The organism is Burkholderia sp. Ac-20379 (assembly GCF_017104645.1).
In the GTDB taxonomy this organism is placed as follows: Bacteria; Pseudomonadota; Gammaproteobacteria; order Burkholderiales; family Burkholderiaceae; genus Burkholderia.
The window spans coordinates 1-13,928 of the sequence record NZ_JAAGPF010000073.1; the positions used below are offsets into that span (position 1 = coordinate 1).

Genomic DNA, 13,928 nt, shown 5'->3' on the forward strand with positions numbered 1-13,928 from the left:
TGGCGGCAGCGTGGGGCGGCAGGTGGCGCGCTTCGCGGCCGGCATGAAGGGCGTGGCGCCCGAGGCCGCCCGGCGCGCGGCGATCGGCGGCTGGTCGGCAATGGTCGGCGCGGTGATCCTGTCGCGCCTCAGTGACGATCCGGCGATCTCGGAGGAAGTGCTGCGCGAGACGCTGGCCTGGATCGACGAGCACGCGCCGCACGGCGATCCGGCCGCCGCTTGACGTCTGTTTTTATATCCGGGTAAATGTCGATGCATTCGACGTTTGTCCCGGCCCACGCATTTTTCTCACATCACGTCATGGCAGATCCCGTCTTGCTTCCCCGCTATACCGGCTTCGACGGCGCGCGGCATCTCGCGTCGGGCGATCTCGCGACGGTCGCGCTGGCCATGCGCCGCGCCGCGCAGCACGAATCGGCCGGGCCGGTGCTGCTGTTCGACAACGCGACGGGGCGCTCGATCGACGTCGATCTGCGCGGCAGCGAGGACGAGGTTCGCGCGCGGTTCGCAAGCGAGGCGGCATCGGGCGGCGAACCGGCCGGCGTCAGCGAGGCGACCGAAGCGGCCGCGCCACGCGGCCGTGGCCGGCCGAAGCTCGGTGTCGTCGCGCGGGAAGTCACGCTGCTGCCGCGCCATTGGGCGTGGCTCGCCGAGCAGCCGGGCGGGGCGTCGGTGGCGCTGCGCAAGCTCGTCGACGATGCGCGCCGCGAACACGGCGGCCGTGATCGCCTGCGCGCCGCGAACGAGCGCGCCTATCACTTCATGTCGGCGCTGGCCGGCGATCTGCCCGGTTTCGAAGAAGCATCGCGCGCGTTGTTCGCGGGCGAAGCGGGCGATTTCCGCGAACGGATCGACGGCTGGCCGGCCGACATTCGCGCGCATGTGCTGCGGCTCGCCGAGCCGGAAGCGGAGCCGCGCTGAATCGAACCGGCGAACGATGGCTGCGTGCATGACGCGCCATCGTTCCTGTACGTTCATCAATCCGCTTCGATCTGCGCGACAACGCTTCGCATCCGTATCCGGCGCGCCGCCGGCACGGCGTTAGCCTGTGATCCCATTTGCCTTTCTCCAGGCATTCGCGGCGCGCGGCTTGGCCGCCGGCGCGGATGACGGCCGCCCGCCCATGCGCACCCGCTCCCCATCGAACGCGTCTCCGTCGCCCGCCAGCGACGCCACCTCCCGGCATGCCGATGCGCGCGACACGTCGAGCCCGTCCGGCGGCCCGGCCGCCAGCCCCGGCGCTTCGGGCGCGCATCTGCCGTTGCAGTCGTTCCAGCAGTCGCGCCGCGACGGCGCGTTGCCCGCGTCGCTGCACGAGGCGGTCGCCCATCAGGACATCGACGGCGTGCGCGCGCTGATCGGCGCCGGCGCGAAGCTCAACAAGCTCGATACGCAGCGCAGGACGCCGCTCGACGTGCTCGATACGCTTGGCGCGTCGCGCTCCGTCGGCACGGCCTTGCGTCGCGAACTGCTGCGCCCGCGCAATCCGGCCGCGCCCGACGGCCACAGCAAGCCCGAGGCGCTGCACGGCAGCCCGTGGGGCTTCGAGATTCTCGAATCGAAGGCGCTGGCCGGCGGCCGGCACGCGCCGAAAGGCGGCCACAGCTCGCTCGAAGGCATGGTGTTCTTCTCGACGCGCACGCCGGAGAGCGCGACGAGCCAATCCGTGCGGGGCGACTGGCGCGGCGGGCCGCGCCGCTACGCGAAGGGCAGCGCCTCGAGCAGCAATTCTCCCGCGCAGGCGGGCATCCGCTACCAGTTGGCCAGCGCCGTGCTCGAGCGTGCGGGCAGCGCCGCGTCGTGGCAGCCCACAGCCGACCCGCAACGCTACGATGCGAATACGCCCGAGGAACTGGCCGGGCAACTGGCCCAGGAGCTGCGCACCGCCATGTTCGTGATGGCCCAGCGCACCCCGGCGAACAATGCGGAGGCGCTGGGGCGGTCCATCGAGCAACTGCCGCTGCGCGCGTCGGTGCTGATGTGCAAGCCCAACGGCGAGCGGGTGCGGATCGACGGCGACGCGCTGCGCACGCTCTACCGCGACGCGGCGGCGGACATCAAGCATCAGCAGGAACACTCGGACAGCATGCCGTACCTGTGCCTGATGAATCGCGGCCAGATCGTGCCGGTGGTGTTCGGTTTCGAGAAGGTGGAGGGCTTGCGCACGCATACGCTGGCCAGCGGCAAGCAGCACGCCTATCAGGAGGCGGTGCATCCGCTGGCAGGATCGGAGCAGGGCGGGCGGCTGACCGAAATCGAGGTCGGCAGCCGCGAGGATCTGGCGACGCTGAGCCTGGCGTGCCTGTCGCGCGGCATCGAGATTCCGCCGGACGCCGTGGTGCGGATCAATCCGCCGCCGGGCGAGAAGCGCACCACCGGCGCGCGTGCCGCTTATCTGAACGCGCAGCAGGTGCAGCAGTTCCACGCGACGCTGGCGCAGCAGGTGTCGGCGCACGCGGGCGTCGCGCCGGCACAGGCCAGGCAGACGTTGAGCGCCATGCCGGTGGCCACGCTGCAGGACGTCAACGACCGCGCGCGAGCCTGGGCTGCCCAGGTATAGCCGGCCGGCTGTGTAGCCGGCGCGACGCCTCGGGAAAATCCCGAGGCCGTCTTCCCATTCGTCATTGCCGTGGACGATCGGCGCGATCGTTTCGGATAACGATGCATCCACTCGACCCGCGCGAATCGCACGCCGAACGGCGGTGCGGCCGCATGGGTCTGTCCCCGAGCGGCTGTCCGCCATCGGTGCGTTTTGTCGCCTGCAAGTTTTGACATCGAATCGAGTCGTTAAGATAAGAAAACTTATCTGAGCGATCACGAGGTGATGCCATTTGTTGGCCGTAAGCGATCCTCAAGATTGTCAACGCCCCGTTGACGGTCATCTCGAAATTCAATAAAACGGAGCGATAAACACCGATCCAACATTTCGTTCCGGGCCACCATGACTCCGATTCCAGGCATCCTCGTCGCCACTCCCGCCTATGGATCGAGCTGCTACATGCCGTACGTCAGCGGGCTGCTGTCGTTGCAGCGCGCCTGCATGGAGGCGGGCCTCGCGTTCGAGTTCTTCTATGTCAGCGGCACGGCGCTGCTGCACGAGCAGCGCAACGTGCTGATTCAGCGCTTTCTCTCCGAATCGATGCTTTCGCACCTGATGTTCATCGACGCCGACGTCGGTTTCGAGGGCCGCGACGTGCTGCGCATGTACGAGGTGCAGGCCGAGATCGCGCTCGGGCCGTATCCGGCCAAGCAATTGAACTGGGATGCGATCGTGGCGATGGCGCGGCGCAATCCCGAACTGCCCGCGAAGCAAGTGGCGATGGCCGCGGCCGATTACCGGCACACGCTGTACGCGATCGGCGAGGGCGCGCTGGACCAGACCGAGCGGCCCGTGGAGGTGGCGGCCGGCGGCGCGGGCTTGATGCTGCTGGAGCGCGCGGTGTTCGCGAAGCTGGCGAGCGCGTATCCGGATACGCGTGTCGAGGTGCCGATGATTTATCGGCATCTGGTGCCGCACGCGACGCACATGCACGAGCATTTCGAATTCCTGCGCACGCCCGAGGGGCGCTCGCTGTCCGAGGACATGTCGTTCTGCCGCAAGTGGCGCGATCTGGGCGGGGCGATCTATGCGTGTCCGTGGTTCAAGACGACGCATTCGGGGACGTATGGGTTCGATGGCGATTTGCCGGCTTTGTTGCGGCGCGCGTGACTCCCAGCTCGCGCCGGCCGCTCGCCGCACCGAACGCCGCGAAGCCGGCGCGGCACGTCGCACCGCGCCGGCTTCGCGCATCGCCTTGAGTCAGGCCGTAATCAAGCAAACCCGCCATTCACGCGCAACACCTGCGCATTCACCCAAGCCCCGTCCGGCCCGGCCAGGAACGACACCGCCGAGGCGATATCCTCCGGCTCGCCAAGCCGCTCCAGCGGCGCGAGCTTGGTGATCTGCGCAACCTGTTCCTCGCTCTTGCCGTTGAAGAACAGCTCGGTGGCCACCGGCCCCGGCGCGACGATGTTCGCGGTGATGCCGCGCCCGCGCAGTTCGTTGCCGAGCACGCGCACCAGGCCTTCCACGCCGGCCTTGCTGGCGATGTACGGGCCGTAGCCGGGGAACGAGCGCGCGATCACGCTGGTCGACAGCGCGATGATCCGGCCGCCGCGTTGCAGGCGCTTGGCCGCTTCGCCGAGCACGAGGAACGCGCCGCGCAGGTTGATGGCGAGGGTGCGGTCGAACACGTCGATGTTTTTTGCGTCGATCTGGGCCATCGTCATCACGCCGGCGCTGTTGACCACGGCGTCCACGCGGCCGTAAGCCTCGAACGCGGCGTCGAACAGGCGCGTCACATCGGCTTCGACCGACACGTCGCCCTGCACGGCGATCGCGCGGCCGCCGGCCTCGACGATCGCATCGACGGTTTCCTGGGCGGTGTCGGCGTTGCCCGCGTAGTTGACGACGACGGCGAACCCGTCGGCGGCGAGACGCATCGAGATGGCGCGGCCGATGCCACGCGAGCCGCCGGTCACGATCGCGGCGCGGGAAGTAGTTTGGGTCATGATCTGGCTCCTGATGAGAGAGGGGCGTCGTTGCCCGTCAGGACTGCATTCTTCGCGCTTTGGCCGTCTCGATAAACCCAGCCGGCTTGCTAATACAATTCAACCAGGCTCAATAATTCGATTGAGAAATCGGTGTTTCAGGCACGTCGGCGGGCCTTTCAGGCTGGTAAAGTAGCGCGCACATTCAACGAATCACAACAATCGCGTGCCGCCATGGATCGTCTCGATACTCTCCAACTGTTCACCCGGATCGTCGAAACCGGCAGCTTCAGCCGCTCGGCGGACATGCTCGGCATCCCGCGCGCGAGCGCGACGCACGCCATCAAGCAACTGGAAGCGCGGCTCGGCACGCGCTTGCTGGAGCGCACCACGCGCCAGGTCAAGCCGACGGCGGACGGCAGCGCGTTCTACGAGCGCTGCGTGCTGGTGCTGTCCGAACTCGACGACGCCGAAGCCTCGCTGCGCCAGGACGCCTCGAACCCGCGCGGCCTGCTGCGCGTGGACATGAGCGGCACGCACGCGACGCAGGTGGTGCTGCCGCGTATCGCCGATTTCCATCGCCGCTATCCGGATATCGAGCTGGTGGTCAGCAGCGGCGACCGGCTCGTCGATCTGGTGCGCGAGGGCGTGGATTGCGTGATCCGGGGCGGGCGGCCGCACGATTCGTCGCTGGTGGCGCGGCGGCTGGCGATGATGCCGCAGGTGATCTGCGCGAGCCCGGCCTACCTGGCCGAGTTCGGCACACCGCAGCATCCGGACGAACTGCCGTCGCACCGCGCCGTGCGCTTCTTCGCGAGCAGCGGCGGCATCGATTACCCGTTCTCGGTGGTGGTGGACGGCGAAGTGCGCGACTACGACGTGGGCGGCTGGATCTCGGTCAACGATGCGGAAAATTACGTGGTGGCCTGCGAAAGCGGCGCGGGGCTGATTCAGGCGCCGCGCTATCACCTGGAGCCGGCCTTGCGCGACGGCCGGCTCGTGGAAGTGCTGGCCGGCTGGCACAGCCCGGCCATGCCGTTGACGGCGCTGTATCCGTATCGGCGGCAGTTGTCGCCGCGCGTGCGCGTGTTCGTCGACTGGCTGCGCGACATCTACGGGGAATTGTTCGGGCCGGCCTGATCGCGGCGAGGCCCGCGGCGGTCAGCCCGGCGCGTGGCCGCCGTCGCCCGGCGGCATCGCATGTTCGAAATCGCGCGCCAGCGAGCCGAGCGTGACCTGGGCGAATTTGGCGAGCAAGGCCTCCTCGGCCTCGGCCAGCGTGGCCGACAGGTGCGCGTTGACGGCACGCTCGACCAGGCAGTGCGGGTGATCGTCCGACACCAGTTCCGAAAACAGCGGCGGCTCGCCCACGGCGCGATACACGTCGAGCAGCGTGATCGCGTCGAGCGGCGCGGCCAGCGTCCAGCCGCCGCCGTGGCCCTTTTCCGATTGCACGTAACCGGCGTCGCGCAGCCCGCCGAGCAGCCGCCGCACCACCACGGCGTTGGTGCCGAGCATCGCGGCCATCATCTCGGACGTCATCGGCCCATCGGCGCGATGCATGTGGATCAGCGCGTGCAGCATCCGGGACAGGCGGCTATCCGTTCTCATGTTTCTCCAGGTTCGGGGCAGGGCGTCGAATCACGCAACAAATGGAGTTGCGTGATGGATGGTACACGCCTATCATGCAACTCCTGATGTTTCGTGAAATCGGTGTCATGCGCCGGCCCGTGTATTGGGGGCCGGCCTCAACGGGAGCTTGGGATGCAGTCACATCATGAAGTGATCGTGGTCGGCGGCAGTTTCGCGGGCCTGTCTGCGGCGATGCAACTGGCGCGGGCGCGGCGGCGCGTGCTCGTGATCGACGGCCGCGAGCCGCGCAACCGCTTCGCCGCGCATTCGCATGGCTTTTTCGGGCAGGACGGGCGCACGCCCGAGGAGATCGTCGGCGACGCCACGGCGCAACTGGCCGCCTATCCGAGCGTGCAGTTCCGGATCGGGCAGGCCACGCAAGCCGAGCGCACGGCGCAGGGTTTCGCCGTGACGCTGGCCGACGGCAGCACGGCCACGGCCGACCGGCTGATCCTCGCCACCGGCGTGCGCGACGTGCTGCCGCCGCTGGCGGGCCTGAGCGAGCGCTGGGGCGTCAGCGTGCTGCATTGTCCGTACTGCCATGGCTACGAAATCGGCCGCGACGGCCGATTGGGCGTGCTCGCCACGCATCCGATGTCGTTCCATCAGGCGATGCTCGTCTCCGATTGGGGGCCGACCACCTGGTTCACACACGGCGCGATCGAACCGAGCGCCGACGAACTCGCGCTGGTCGCAGCGCGCGGCGTGCACGTCGAAACCTCGCCGGTGGTGGCGGTGCTCGGCAATGCGCCGGATCTGTCCGGCCTGCGGCTGGCGGACGGGCGCGTGGTGCCGATCGATGCGCTGTTCGTGGGCACGCAGTTGCAGATGGCCAGCGATCTCGCGAGCCAGCTCGGCTGCGAATTCGACGAAGGGCCGGCCGGCCCGATCGTGCGCGTGGACGCCTGGAAACAGACCAACGTGCCGGGCCTGTTCGTGGCCGGCGACGCGTCGAACCTGATGACCAACGCCACGTTCGCGTCGTCGTCGGGCGTGATGGCGGGCGTGGCTGCGCATCGGTCGCTGATTTTCCCGGCCGGGCACTGAGCGCGCTGGCCACGAACCGGTGCGCATAATAGCCGCCGTTGCGATCGCGTCGATTTCGTCGCGGTATCGTGCAACGGCGGCAGCTTTCGCGCGATGGCGGCCGTTATGACGTCGGCTGATATTCGTATCCGATTTGCTTCGTTGTCTTGACGGCGGTGCGGGCATAAATTCGGGTTTTTGCCATGCAGGAATCGTCGAACGTGTCCGTCTCCGCCGCTGTTGCCACGCCCGCATCGTCTTCGCCGCTGCCGTTCCGGCAGTCGTTCGATATCGTGCCGTTCGACGCGCCGCTCGGCGCGGAAGTGGTCGGCCTCGACCTGTCGCAGCCGATCGGCGAGGACGATTTCGCGCGCATCCACCGCGCGCACCTCGATCATCACGTGCTGGTGTTCCGCGACCAGCGCATCACGCCCGACGAGCAAGTGGCGTTCAGCCGCCGCTTCGGCCCGCTCCAGCAGCACGTGCTGCACCAGTTCGCGCTGGCCGGGCATCCGGACGTGCTGATCGTGTCGAACATCCTCGAGAACGGCAAGCCGATCGGCCTCGGCGACGCCGGCCATTTCTGGCATTCGGATCTGTCGTACAAGGAAAAGCCGAGCCTCGGCTCGCTGCTGCACGCGCAGGAGCTGCCGGCCGAAGGCGGCGACACGCTGTTCGCCAACATGCACCTGGCCTGGGACACGCTGCCCGACGCGCTCAAGCAGGCCGTCGAGGGCCGCCGCGCCGAGCACACCTATCTGGCGCGTTACGCCGAGCTGCAGGCGCGCAGCCCGTGGCGGCCGAACCTCTCGCCCGAACAGATCGCGCAGGTCAAGGCGGTCGAACAGCCGATCGTGCGCACGCACCCGGAAACGGGCCGCCGCGCGCTGTTCGTCAGCGAGCATTTCACGACGCGCATCGTCGGCCTGCCCGAGGACGAAAGCCGCGCGCTGCTCGACGAGATCTTCGCGCACAGCGTGCGCGACGAATTCGTCTACCGCCACCAATGGCGCGAACACGATCTCGTGTTCTGGGATAACCGCTCGCTCATGCATCTCGCGGCGGGCACGCCCGATCATCTGCGCCGCAAGCTCTACCGCACCACGATCGAAGGCGACCTGCCGGTTTGACGACGATGCGGTGAGGGCTTCGGCTCGCACGCCGAAGCCCTCACCACGCACACGCGAAAGCCTGGCGTCCGCGCCCCGACGACTGCTCGGGGCGGCGACGGCGCTCGATCTCCGATTTCGTTTCTTCCTTCTTGATTCGTATCCCCAGCACGAGGTTTCCGATGCCGTTCCCGTTCAGCGCCGCGTTCGCGCGCACCCGTTTGTCCGCCCGTCGTTCGGCCGCGTCCGCGATCGCCGTGGCGGTGGCCGCCACCGGCTTCGCCGCCGCCGCGCCGGCCCATGCCGAGGGCAAGATCCGCATCGCCGAGCAGTTCGGCATCGTCTACCTGATGCTGAACGTGGTGCGCGACCAGCACCTGATCGAGCAGGAAGGCAAGAAGGCCGGTATCGACATCCAGGTGGATTGGGCCAAGCTGTCGGGCGGCGCGGCCGTCAACGACGCGCTGCTGTCGGGCGCGGTGGATATCGCCGGCGCGGGCGTCGGGCCGCTGCTGACCGTGTGGGATCGCACCCACGGCCGCCAGAACGTCAAGGGCGTGGCCTCGCTCGGCAACCTGCCGTATTACCTGGTCAGCACCGATCCGGCCGTCAAGACGGTGGCCGATTTCACGGCGAAGGATCACATCGCCGTGCCGGCCGTGGGCGTGTCGGTGCAGTCGCGCGTGCTGCAATACGCAGCCGCCAAGCAATGGGGCGACAAGTCGTTCGACAAGCTCGACGGCTACACGCAGGCGATCCCGCACCCGGACGCCGCCGCCGCGATCCTCGCCAACAGCAACGTGGTGACGGCGCACTTCAGCACGCCGCCGTTCCAGCAGCAGGAGCTGGCCGGCAACCCGAAGGCGCACATCGTGCTCGATTCCTACCAGGTGCTGGGCGGCCCGAGCTCCGCCACCGTGCTGTACGCCACCGAGAAATTCCGCGATGCGAACCCGAAGACCTACCACGCGTTCGTGGCCGCGCTGGCCGACGCCGCCAAGCTGATCTCGGCCGATCCCGAGCGCGCGGCGGACATCTATATCCGCGTCAACGGTTCGAAGATCGACCGCGCGCTGCTGCTGAAGATCCTGCGCGACCCGCAGGTGCAGTTCAAGACGGCGCCGCAGAACACGCTGGGCCTCGCGCAGTTCATGCACCGCGTGGGCGCGATCCGCAACGCGCCGAATTCGGTGCACGACTATTTCTTCGACGATCCGGCCACGCAGGGCGGCAGTTGAGCACGGCATGAGCCGGCGCCGCGCGCTTTATCCGCGCGCGGCATTTGCAAAGCCGCAATGATTGGTTGGGATCGCGAAACGCGGCCGGTATCTTGATGTTTTGTCTGTCGCATTGTCGAGGTCGAGCATGAATCTGTCGAACGCATGGGCCGCGCCGCACGTCGCGCGCACCGGAAACGGCGTCGAATCCGCCGCACGCACCGGCGCGCGCGGCGAACGCGGCGCCGAGCAGGCCGGCCACGCCGCGCCGCTGCTGTCGGTGGATCGCGTCACGCTCGAATACCGCACCGACGAGCGCATCGTGCGCGCCACCCAGCGCGTGAGCTTCGAGGTCGATCACGGCGACCGCTTCGTGCTGCTCGGGCCGTCCGGCTGCGGGAAATCGACGCTGCTGAAGGCGGTGGCGGGCTTCGTGGAGCCGGCGTCGGGCCGCATCGCGCTCGACGGCCGCGCCATCGACGGGCCGGGCGCCGACCGCGTGGCCGTGTTCCAGGAATTCGATCAACTGCCGCCGTGGAAGACGGTGCTCGAGAACGTGGCGTTCCCGCTGCGCGTCGCGCGCCGCCTGTCGCGCCGCGAGGCCAACGAGCGCGCGCTGCATTACCTCGACAAGGTGGGCCTGTCGGCGTTCGCGAAGGCGTACCCGCACACGCTGTCGGGCGGCATGAAACAGCGCGTGGCGATCGCCCGCGCGCTGGCCATGCAGCCGCGCGTGCTGCTGATGGACGAGCCGTTCGCCGCGCTCGACGCGCTCACGCGCCGCAAGATGCAGGAGGAACTGCTGCGCCTGTGGGACGACGCGCGCTTCACGCTGCTGTTCGTCACGCACTCGATCGAGGAGGCGCTGGTGGTGGGCAACCGGATCTTGTTGCTGTCGCCGCATCCGGGCCGCGTGCGCGCCGAGCTGAACAGCGAGCGGTTCGCGCTCGACAGCATCGGCAGCGACGATTTCCAGCAGAGCGTCGCGCGCATTCACCGGCTGCTGTTCGAGACGCCGGATGCCGCCACCGTTTCGAACGCGGCTCGCGCCGAGGAGGCCCACGCATGAGCACGCCGTTTCCGTCCCGTCCCGAATACGAACTGACGCTCGAAGCGCCCGACGAGGGCGTGCTGGCCGCGCGGGCGCCGCTGCTTGCGCGCCTGCTCGATTCGAGCGGCCTGCGCCGCGTGCTGATCGCGCTGGTGCTGATCGCCGCCTGGGAGATCGTGGCGCGCGTGGTCGACAACGATCTGCTGGTGCCGACCTTCGTGGCCACGGCCCGCGCGTTCGTGGAGGGCATCGCCTCGGGCGAACTGCTCGTGAAGACGGGCATCTCGCTGTCGGTGCTGCTGCGCGGCTATGCGATCGGCGCGGTGCTGGCGTTCGCGCTGACGTCGGTGGCCGTGTCCACGCGGATCGGCCGTGATTTGCTGTCGATGCTGACGGCCATGTTCAACCCGCTGCCGTCGATCGCCTTGCTGCCGATCGCGCTGCTGTGGTTCGGGCTCGGCACCGGCAGCCTGCTGTTCGTGCTGATCCATTCGGTGCTCTGGCCGCTCGCGCTGAACATGTACACCGGTTTTCTCGGCGTGCCGGCCACGCTGCGCATGGCGGGCCGCAATTACGGCCTGCGCGGGCTGTGGTTCGTCTGGCTGATCTTGGTGCCGGCGGCGCTGCCGTCGATCCTGTCGGGGCTGCGGGTGGGCTGGGCGTTTGCCTGGCGCACGCTGATCGCCGCCGAGCTCGTGTTCGGCGCGAGTGCGGGCCAGGGCGGCCTCGGCTGGTACATCTTCCAGAACCGCAACGAGCTGTACACCGATCGCGTGTTCGCCGGGCTGGCGGCGGTGATCGTGATCGGGCTGCTGGTCGAGCATCTGGTGTTCGACACGCTCGAACGGCTGACGGTGCGCCGCTGGCGCGCCTGAAACGACGGTGCAACGGCGCGATGACACTGCGGGCGATACGGTTTTTGAGCGCCTGGCAGCGACGCCGTGCCACTTGTGGTAGATTTTCGCCGCGACGCGTCAAATGCGTCGCAACGTTCTCAGGGCGGGGCGAAATTCCCCACCGGCGGTAATCGCGCTTCGGCGCGTAGCCCGCGAACAGCTCGCTGCAGGCCTGCCTGCGCGATGCCTGCCGACCCGGTGTGATTCCGGGGCCGACGGTCATAGTCCGGATGAGAGAGAGCGGGGTTTTTACCGCACGCGCAACGCGTGCGGTGGTTCCCTGTGCGCCCCATTCAACGCAAACACAGGACCTGTCGATGACTCAGCTTCACACCGCTTCCCAATCCCCCCGTCGGATCGCCTTCGTCCAGTCGTGCTGGCACAAGGACATCGTCGATCAGTGCAAGACCTCGTTCGTGGCCTCGCTCGCGAACGCCGGCATTGCCGAATCGAACATCGATTTCTTCGAAGTGGCGGGCGCGTTCGAAATTCCGCTGCACGCCAAGCTGCTTGCGAAGACGGGCAAGTACGACGCGATCGCCTGCGCCGGCCTGGTGGTCGACGGCGGCATCTATCGCCACGAATTCGTCGCGCAATCGGTGATTTCGGGCCTGATGCAGGTTCAGCTCGAGACCGAAACGGTCGTGCTGACCGCCGTGCTGACGCCGCACCACTTCCATCACGGCTCGCACGAGCACACCGCGTTCTTCCACGAGCATTTCGTCGTGAAGGGCAAGGAACTGGCCCACGCCTGCGCCGATACGATCGCCAAGGTCGCCGCGCTGCGCGGCGACACGGCCGGCGCGTCGATCAAGCAGGCTGCCTGACGTTTCAGGCGGTCGGCATGCGCAACGGGGAAGCTTCGGCTTCCCCGTTTGTTTTGGCGCGGGCGTGTCAGCCTTCGCCGCGCTGCAAGCGCGCGCCGCCGCCCCAGCGATGGCGCTGCCGGTAGATCGCCGCGAGCCAGACGAGCCACGCGAGCCCGGCATAGAGCGCCACGCGGGTGTCCTCGAACCAGCCGAGCATCGCCACCACGAACACCATGAACGCGATCGCCAGCGCCGGGCCGACCGGCCACAACGGCACGCGGAACGCCAGCGCGTCGATCTCGGCGGGCGGCAGGCGGCGGCGCATCGCGACCTGCGACGCGAGAATCATGAGCCAGACCCAGACGGTCGCGAACGTCGCGATCGCGGCCACCGTCTGGAACACCTGTTTCGGCGCGAGGTAGTTCAGCACCACGCCGGCCAGCAGCGCGGCGGCCATCACCAGCACCGTGACGTAGGGCACGCCCTGGCGCGAGGTGGCGCCGAGCACGCGCGGCGCGTGGCCTTGCTGCGCCATGCCGTACATCATGCGGCCCGCGCCGAAGATGTCGCTGTTGATCGCCGAGATGGCCGCCGTGATCACCACCACGTTCAGGATGCCGGCCGCCGATTTCACGCCGAGCGCGCTGAAGATCTCGACGAACGGGCTGCCTTCGGCGCCGATCCGCGTCCACGGGAAGATCGACATCAGCACCACCATCGTCAGCACGTAGAACAGCAGGATGCGCGCCGGCACGGCGTTGATCGCGCGCGGAATCGCCTGTTCGGGCCGCTTGGCCTCGCCGGCGCTCATGCCGATCACCTCGATGCCGCCGTACGCGAAGATCACGACCGACAGCGACGCCACCAGCCCGCCCCAGCCGTTCGGCAGGAAGCCGCCGTGCGACCACAGGTTCGACAGCGACGGCGCGGCGTCGCGTGCGCCGCCCAGATGCATGCCGACCGCGATGATCGCCACGCCGCCGACGATCATCGCGCCGATCGCGGCCACCTTGACGATCGACAGCCAGAACTCCAGCTCGCCGAACACCTTGACCTGGCAGAGGTTCAGGCCGCAGATGATCGCGACGATCGCCAGCACCCACAGCCATTGCGGCACGTCCGGAAACCAGAAGCCCATGTAGATGCCGAACGCCGTCACGTCGGCGATCGCCACGATCACCATTTCGAGCGTGTAGGTCCAGCCCGTGACGAAGCCCGCGAACGGGCCGAGGTTGTCGCTGGCGTAATAGCCGAACGAACCGGCCACCGGCTCGCGCACGGCCATTTCGCCGAGCGCGCGCATGACCATGTAGACGGCCGCGCCGCCGATCAGATAGGCGAGGATCACGGCCGGGCCGGCCAGCTTGATGGCCGAGGCGGAACCGTAGAACAGGCCCGTGCCGATGGCCGAGCCGAGGGCGAGAAAGCGGATGTGGCGTGCGCCGAGATGGCGTTGCAATGGCTTCATCGTGTCTCCGAGATAGGTATGGCGGGCCGGCGTCGAGGGCAGGCCGCTGCGCCCAAAGTTGTCTAGTCAGGTTCGGGCGGAGATCATCATACCAATGCGGTTCGCGAGGCAAAAGAGGGCGGGAGGCGAAAAGTACGGCGCCCGCCGGGAATGCCGGCCTCCCTGCGCCGCCGCCCGCGCCGCGGCGGCC

13 protein-coding genes, 1 pseudogene and 1 riboswitch are annotated in these 13,928 nt (G+C 68.3%); of the genes and pseudogenes, 11 read left to right on the forward strand and 3 right to left on the reverse strand.

The genetic code is table 11. The annotated features are described in order from the left end of the window. The 4 genes and pseudogenes from G3N92_RS12330 to G3N92_RS12345 form a co-directional block, all read left to right on the forward strand. Positions 1–223: pseudogene (locus tag G3N92_RS12330) on the forward strand (TetR/AcrR family transcriptional regulator); the annotation flags it as partial. 77 nt (positions 224–300) lie between these two features. Then, entirely contained in the window at positions 301–921 is a 621-nt protein-coding gene (locus tag G3N92_RS12335; RefSeq protein WP_206127753.1) for a DUF2239 family protein, read from the forward strand. A gap of 202 nt (positions 922–1,123) precedes the next feature. Then, positions 1,124–2,560: a hypothetical protein gene (locus tag G3N92_RS12340; RefSeq protein WP_206127754.1), complete on the forward strand. Its 1,437-nt coding sequence runs from the start codon at positions 1,124–1,126 to the stop codon at positions 2,558–2,560. Between the two features lie 381 nt (positions 2,561–2,941). Then, the gene (locus tag G3N92_RS12345) at positions 2,942–3,709 is read left to right on the forward strand and encodes a hypothetical protein (protein WP_206127755.1); all 768 of its coding nucleotides are present in this window, start codon (positions 2,942–2,944) and stop codon (positions 3,707–3,709) included. A gap of 101 nt (positions 3,710–3,810) precedes the next feature. Here the strand turns inward: G3N92_RS12345 and G3N92_RS12350 are convergent, their stop codons facing one another. After that, positions 3,811–4,551, reverse strand: a complete 741-nt coding sequence (locus tag G3N92_RS12350) for an SDR family oxidoreductase (RefSeq protein WP_206127756.1) — start codon at positions 4,549–4,551, stop codon at positions 3,811–3,813. Between the two features lie 213 nt (positions 4,552–4,764). Here G3N92_RS12350 and G3N92_RS12355 point away from each other — a divergent pair, with 213 nt between their 5' ends. Then, the gene (locus G3N92_RS12355) at positions 4,765–5,670 is read left to right on the forward strand and encodes a LysR family transcriptional regulator (RefSeq protein WP_206127757.1); all 906 of its coding nucleotides are present in this window, start codon (positions 4,765–4,767) and stop codon (positions 5,668–5,670) included. A 21-nt stretch (positions 5,671–5,691) separates the two neighbouring features. On the opposite strand, the gene G3N92_RS12360 is transcribed toward G3N92_RS12355, so the two are convergent. Beyond that, positions 5,692–6,141 carry an Rrf2 family transcriptional regulator gene (locus G3N92_RS12360; protein WP_206127758.1) on the reverse strand — a complete coding sequence of 150 codons (450 nt, stop codon included), beginning with the start codon at positions 6,139–6,141 and terminating at the stop codon, positions 5,692–5,694. 153 nt (positions 6,142–6,294) lie between these two features. Between G3N92_RS12360 and G3N92_RS12365 the strand changes: the two genes are divergently transcribed. The 6 genes from G3N92_RS12365 (at position 6,295) to G3N92_RS12390 (ending at position 12,288) form a co-directional block, all read left to right on the forward strand. Beyond that, the gene (locus G3N92_RS12365) at positions 6,295–7,209 is read left to right on the forward strand and encodes an NAD(P)/FAD-dependent oxidoreductase (protein WP_206127759.1); all 915 of its coding nucleotides are present in this window, start codon (positions 6,295–6,297) and stop codon (positions 7,207–7,209) included. A 182-nt stretch (positions 7,210–7,391) separates the two neighbouring features. Continuing rightward, complete coding sequence (locus G3N92_RS12370; protein ID WP_206127760.1) at positions 7,392–8,318, forward strand: TauD/TfdA family dioxygenase; 927 nt, start codon at positions 7,392–7,394, stop codon at positions 8,316–8,318. Between the two features lie 161 nt (positions 8,319–8,479). Further along, positions 8,480–9,535, forward strand: coding sequence for an ABC transporter substrate-binding protein (locus G3N92_RS12375; RefSeq protein WP_206127761.1), 1,056 nt, complete (start codon positions 8,480–8,482; stop codon positions 9,533–9,535). A 127-nt stretch (positions 9,536–9,662) separates the two neighbouring features. Then, positions 9,663–10,583 (forward strand): ABC transporter ATP-binding protein, encoded by a 921-nt coding sequence (locus G3N92_RS12380; protein ID WP_206127762.1) that lies wholly within the window; start codon positions 9,663–9,665, stop codon positions 10,581–10,583. Next, positions 10,580–11,440, forward strand: coding sequence for an ABC transporter permease (locus G3N92_RS12385; RefSeq protein WP_206127763.1), 861 nt, complete (start codon positions 10,580–10,582; stop codon positions 11,438–11,440). The genes G3N92_RS12380 and G3N92_RS12385 overlap by 4 nt, the downstream gene beginning before the upstream one ends. 111 nt (positions 11,441–11,551) lie before the next feature. Next, positions 11,552–11,707: riboswitch (FMN riboswitch) on the forward strand. A 71-nt stretch (positions 11,708–11,778) separates the two neighbouring features. Next, the gene (locus G3N92_RS12390) at positions 11,779–12,288 is read left to right on the forward strand and encodes a 6,7-dimethyl-8-ribityllumazine synthase (RefSeq protein ID WP_206127764.1); all 510 of its coding nucleotides are present in this window, start codon (positions 11,779–11,781) and stop codon (positions 12,286–12,288) included. Between the two features lie 67 nt (positions 12,289–12,355). On the opposite strand, the gene G3N92_RS12395 is transcribed toward G3N92_RS12390, so the two are convergent. Next, entirely contained in the window at positions 12,356–13,738 is a 1,383-nt protein-coding gene (locus tag G3N92_RS12395) for an amino acid permease (protein ID WP_206127766.1), read from the reverse strand. Positions 13,739–13,928: the final 190 nt, after the last annotated feature.

What these genes read in the sequence shown, in the direction of transcription:
- G3N92_RS12380 (WP_206127762.1), top strand. Translation starts at nt 9,663, where the DNA reads ATGAATCTGTCGAACGCATGGGCCGCGCCGCACGTCGCGCGCACCGGA.
- G3N92_RS12395 (WP_206127766.1), bottom strand. Translation starts at nt 13,738, where the DNA reads ATGAAGCCATTGCAACGCCATCTCGGCGCACGCCACATCCGCTTTCTC.
- G3N92_RS12345 (WP_206127755.1), top strand. Translation starts at nt 2,942, where the DNA reads ATGACTCCGATTCCAGGCATCCTCGTCGCCACTCCCGCCTATGGATCG.
- G3N92_RS12365 (WP_206127759.1), top strand. Translation starts at nt 6,295, where the DNA reads ATGCAGTCACATCATGAAGTGATCGTGGTCGGCGGCAGTTTCGCGGGC.
- G3N92_RS12350 (WP_206127756.1), bottom strand. Translation starts at nt 4,551, where the DNA reads ATGACCCAAACTACTTCCCGCGCCGCGATCGTGACCGGCGGCTCGCGT.
- G3N92_RS12385 (WP_206127763.1), top strand. Translation starts at nt 10,580, where the DNA reads ATGAGCACGCCGTTTCCGTCCCGTCCCGAATACGAACTGACGCTCGAA.
- G3N92_RS12360 (WP_206127758.1), bottom strand. Translation starts at nt 6,141, where the DNA reads ATGAGAACGGATAGCCGCCTGTCCCGGATGCTGCACGCGCTGATCCAC.
- G3N92_RS12355 (WP_206127757.1), top strand. Translation starts at nt 4,765, where the DNA reads ATGGATCGTCTCGATACTCTCCAACTGTTCACCCGGATCGTCGAAACC.
- G3N92_RS12335 (WP_206127753.1), top strand. Translation starts at nt 301, where the DNA reads ATGGCAGATCCCGTCTTGCTTCCCCGCTATACCGGCTTCGACGGCGCG.
- G3N92_RS12390 (WP_206127764.1), top strand. Translation starts at nt 11,779, where the DNA reads ATGACTCAGCTTCACACCGCTTCCCAATCCCCCCGTCGGATCGCCTTC.
- G3N92_RS12340 (WP_206127754.1), top strand. Translation starts at nt 1,124, where the DNA reads ATGCGCACCCGCTCCCCATCGAACGCGTCTCCGTCGCCCGCCAGCGAC.
- G3N92_RS12370 (WP_206127760.1), top strand. Translation starts at nt 7,392, where the DNA reads ATGCAGGAATCGTCGAACGTGTCCGTCTCCGCCGCTGTTGCCACGCCC.
- G3N92_RS12375 (WP_206127761.1), top strand. Translation starts at nt 8,480, where the DNA reads ATGCCGTTCCCGTTCAGCGCCGCGTTCGCGCGCACCCGTTTGTCCGCC.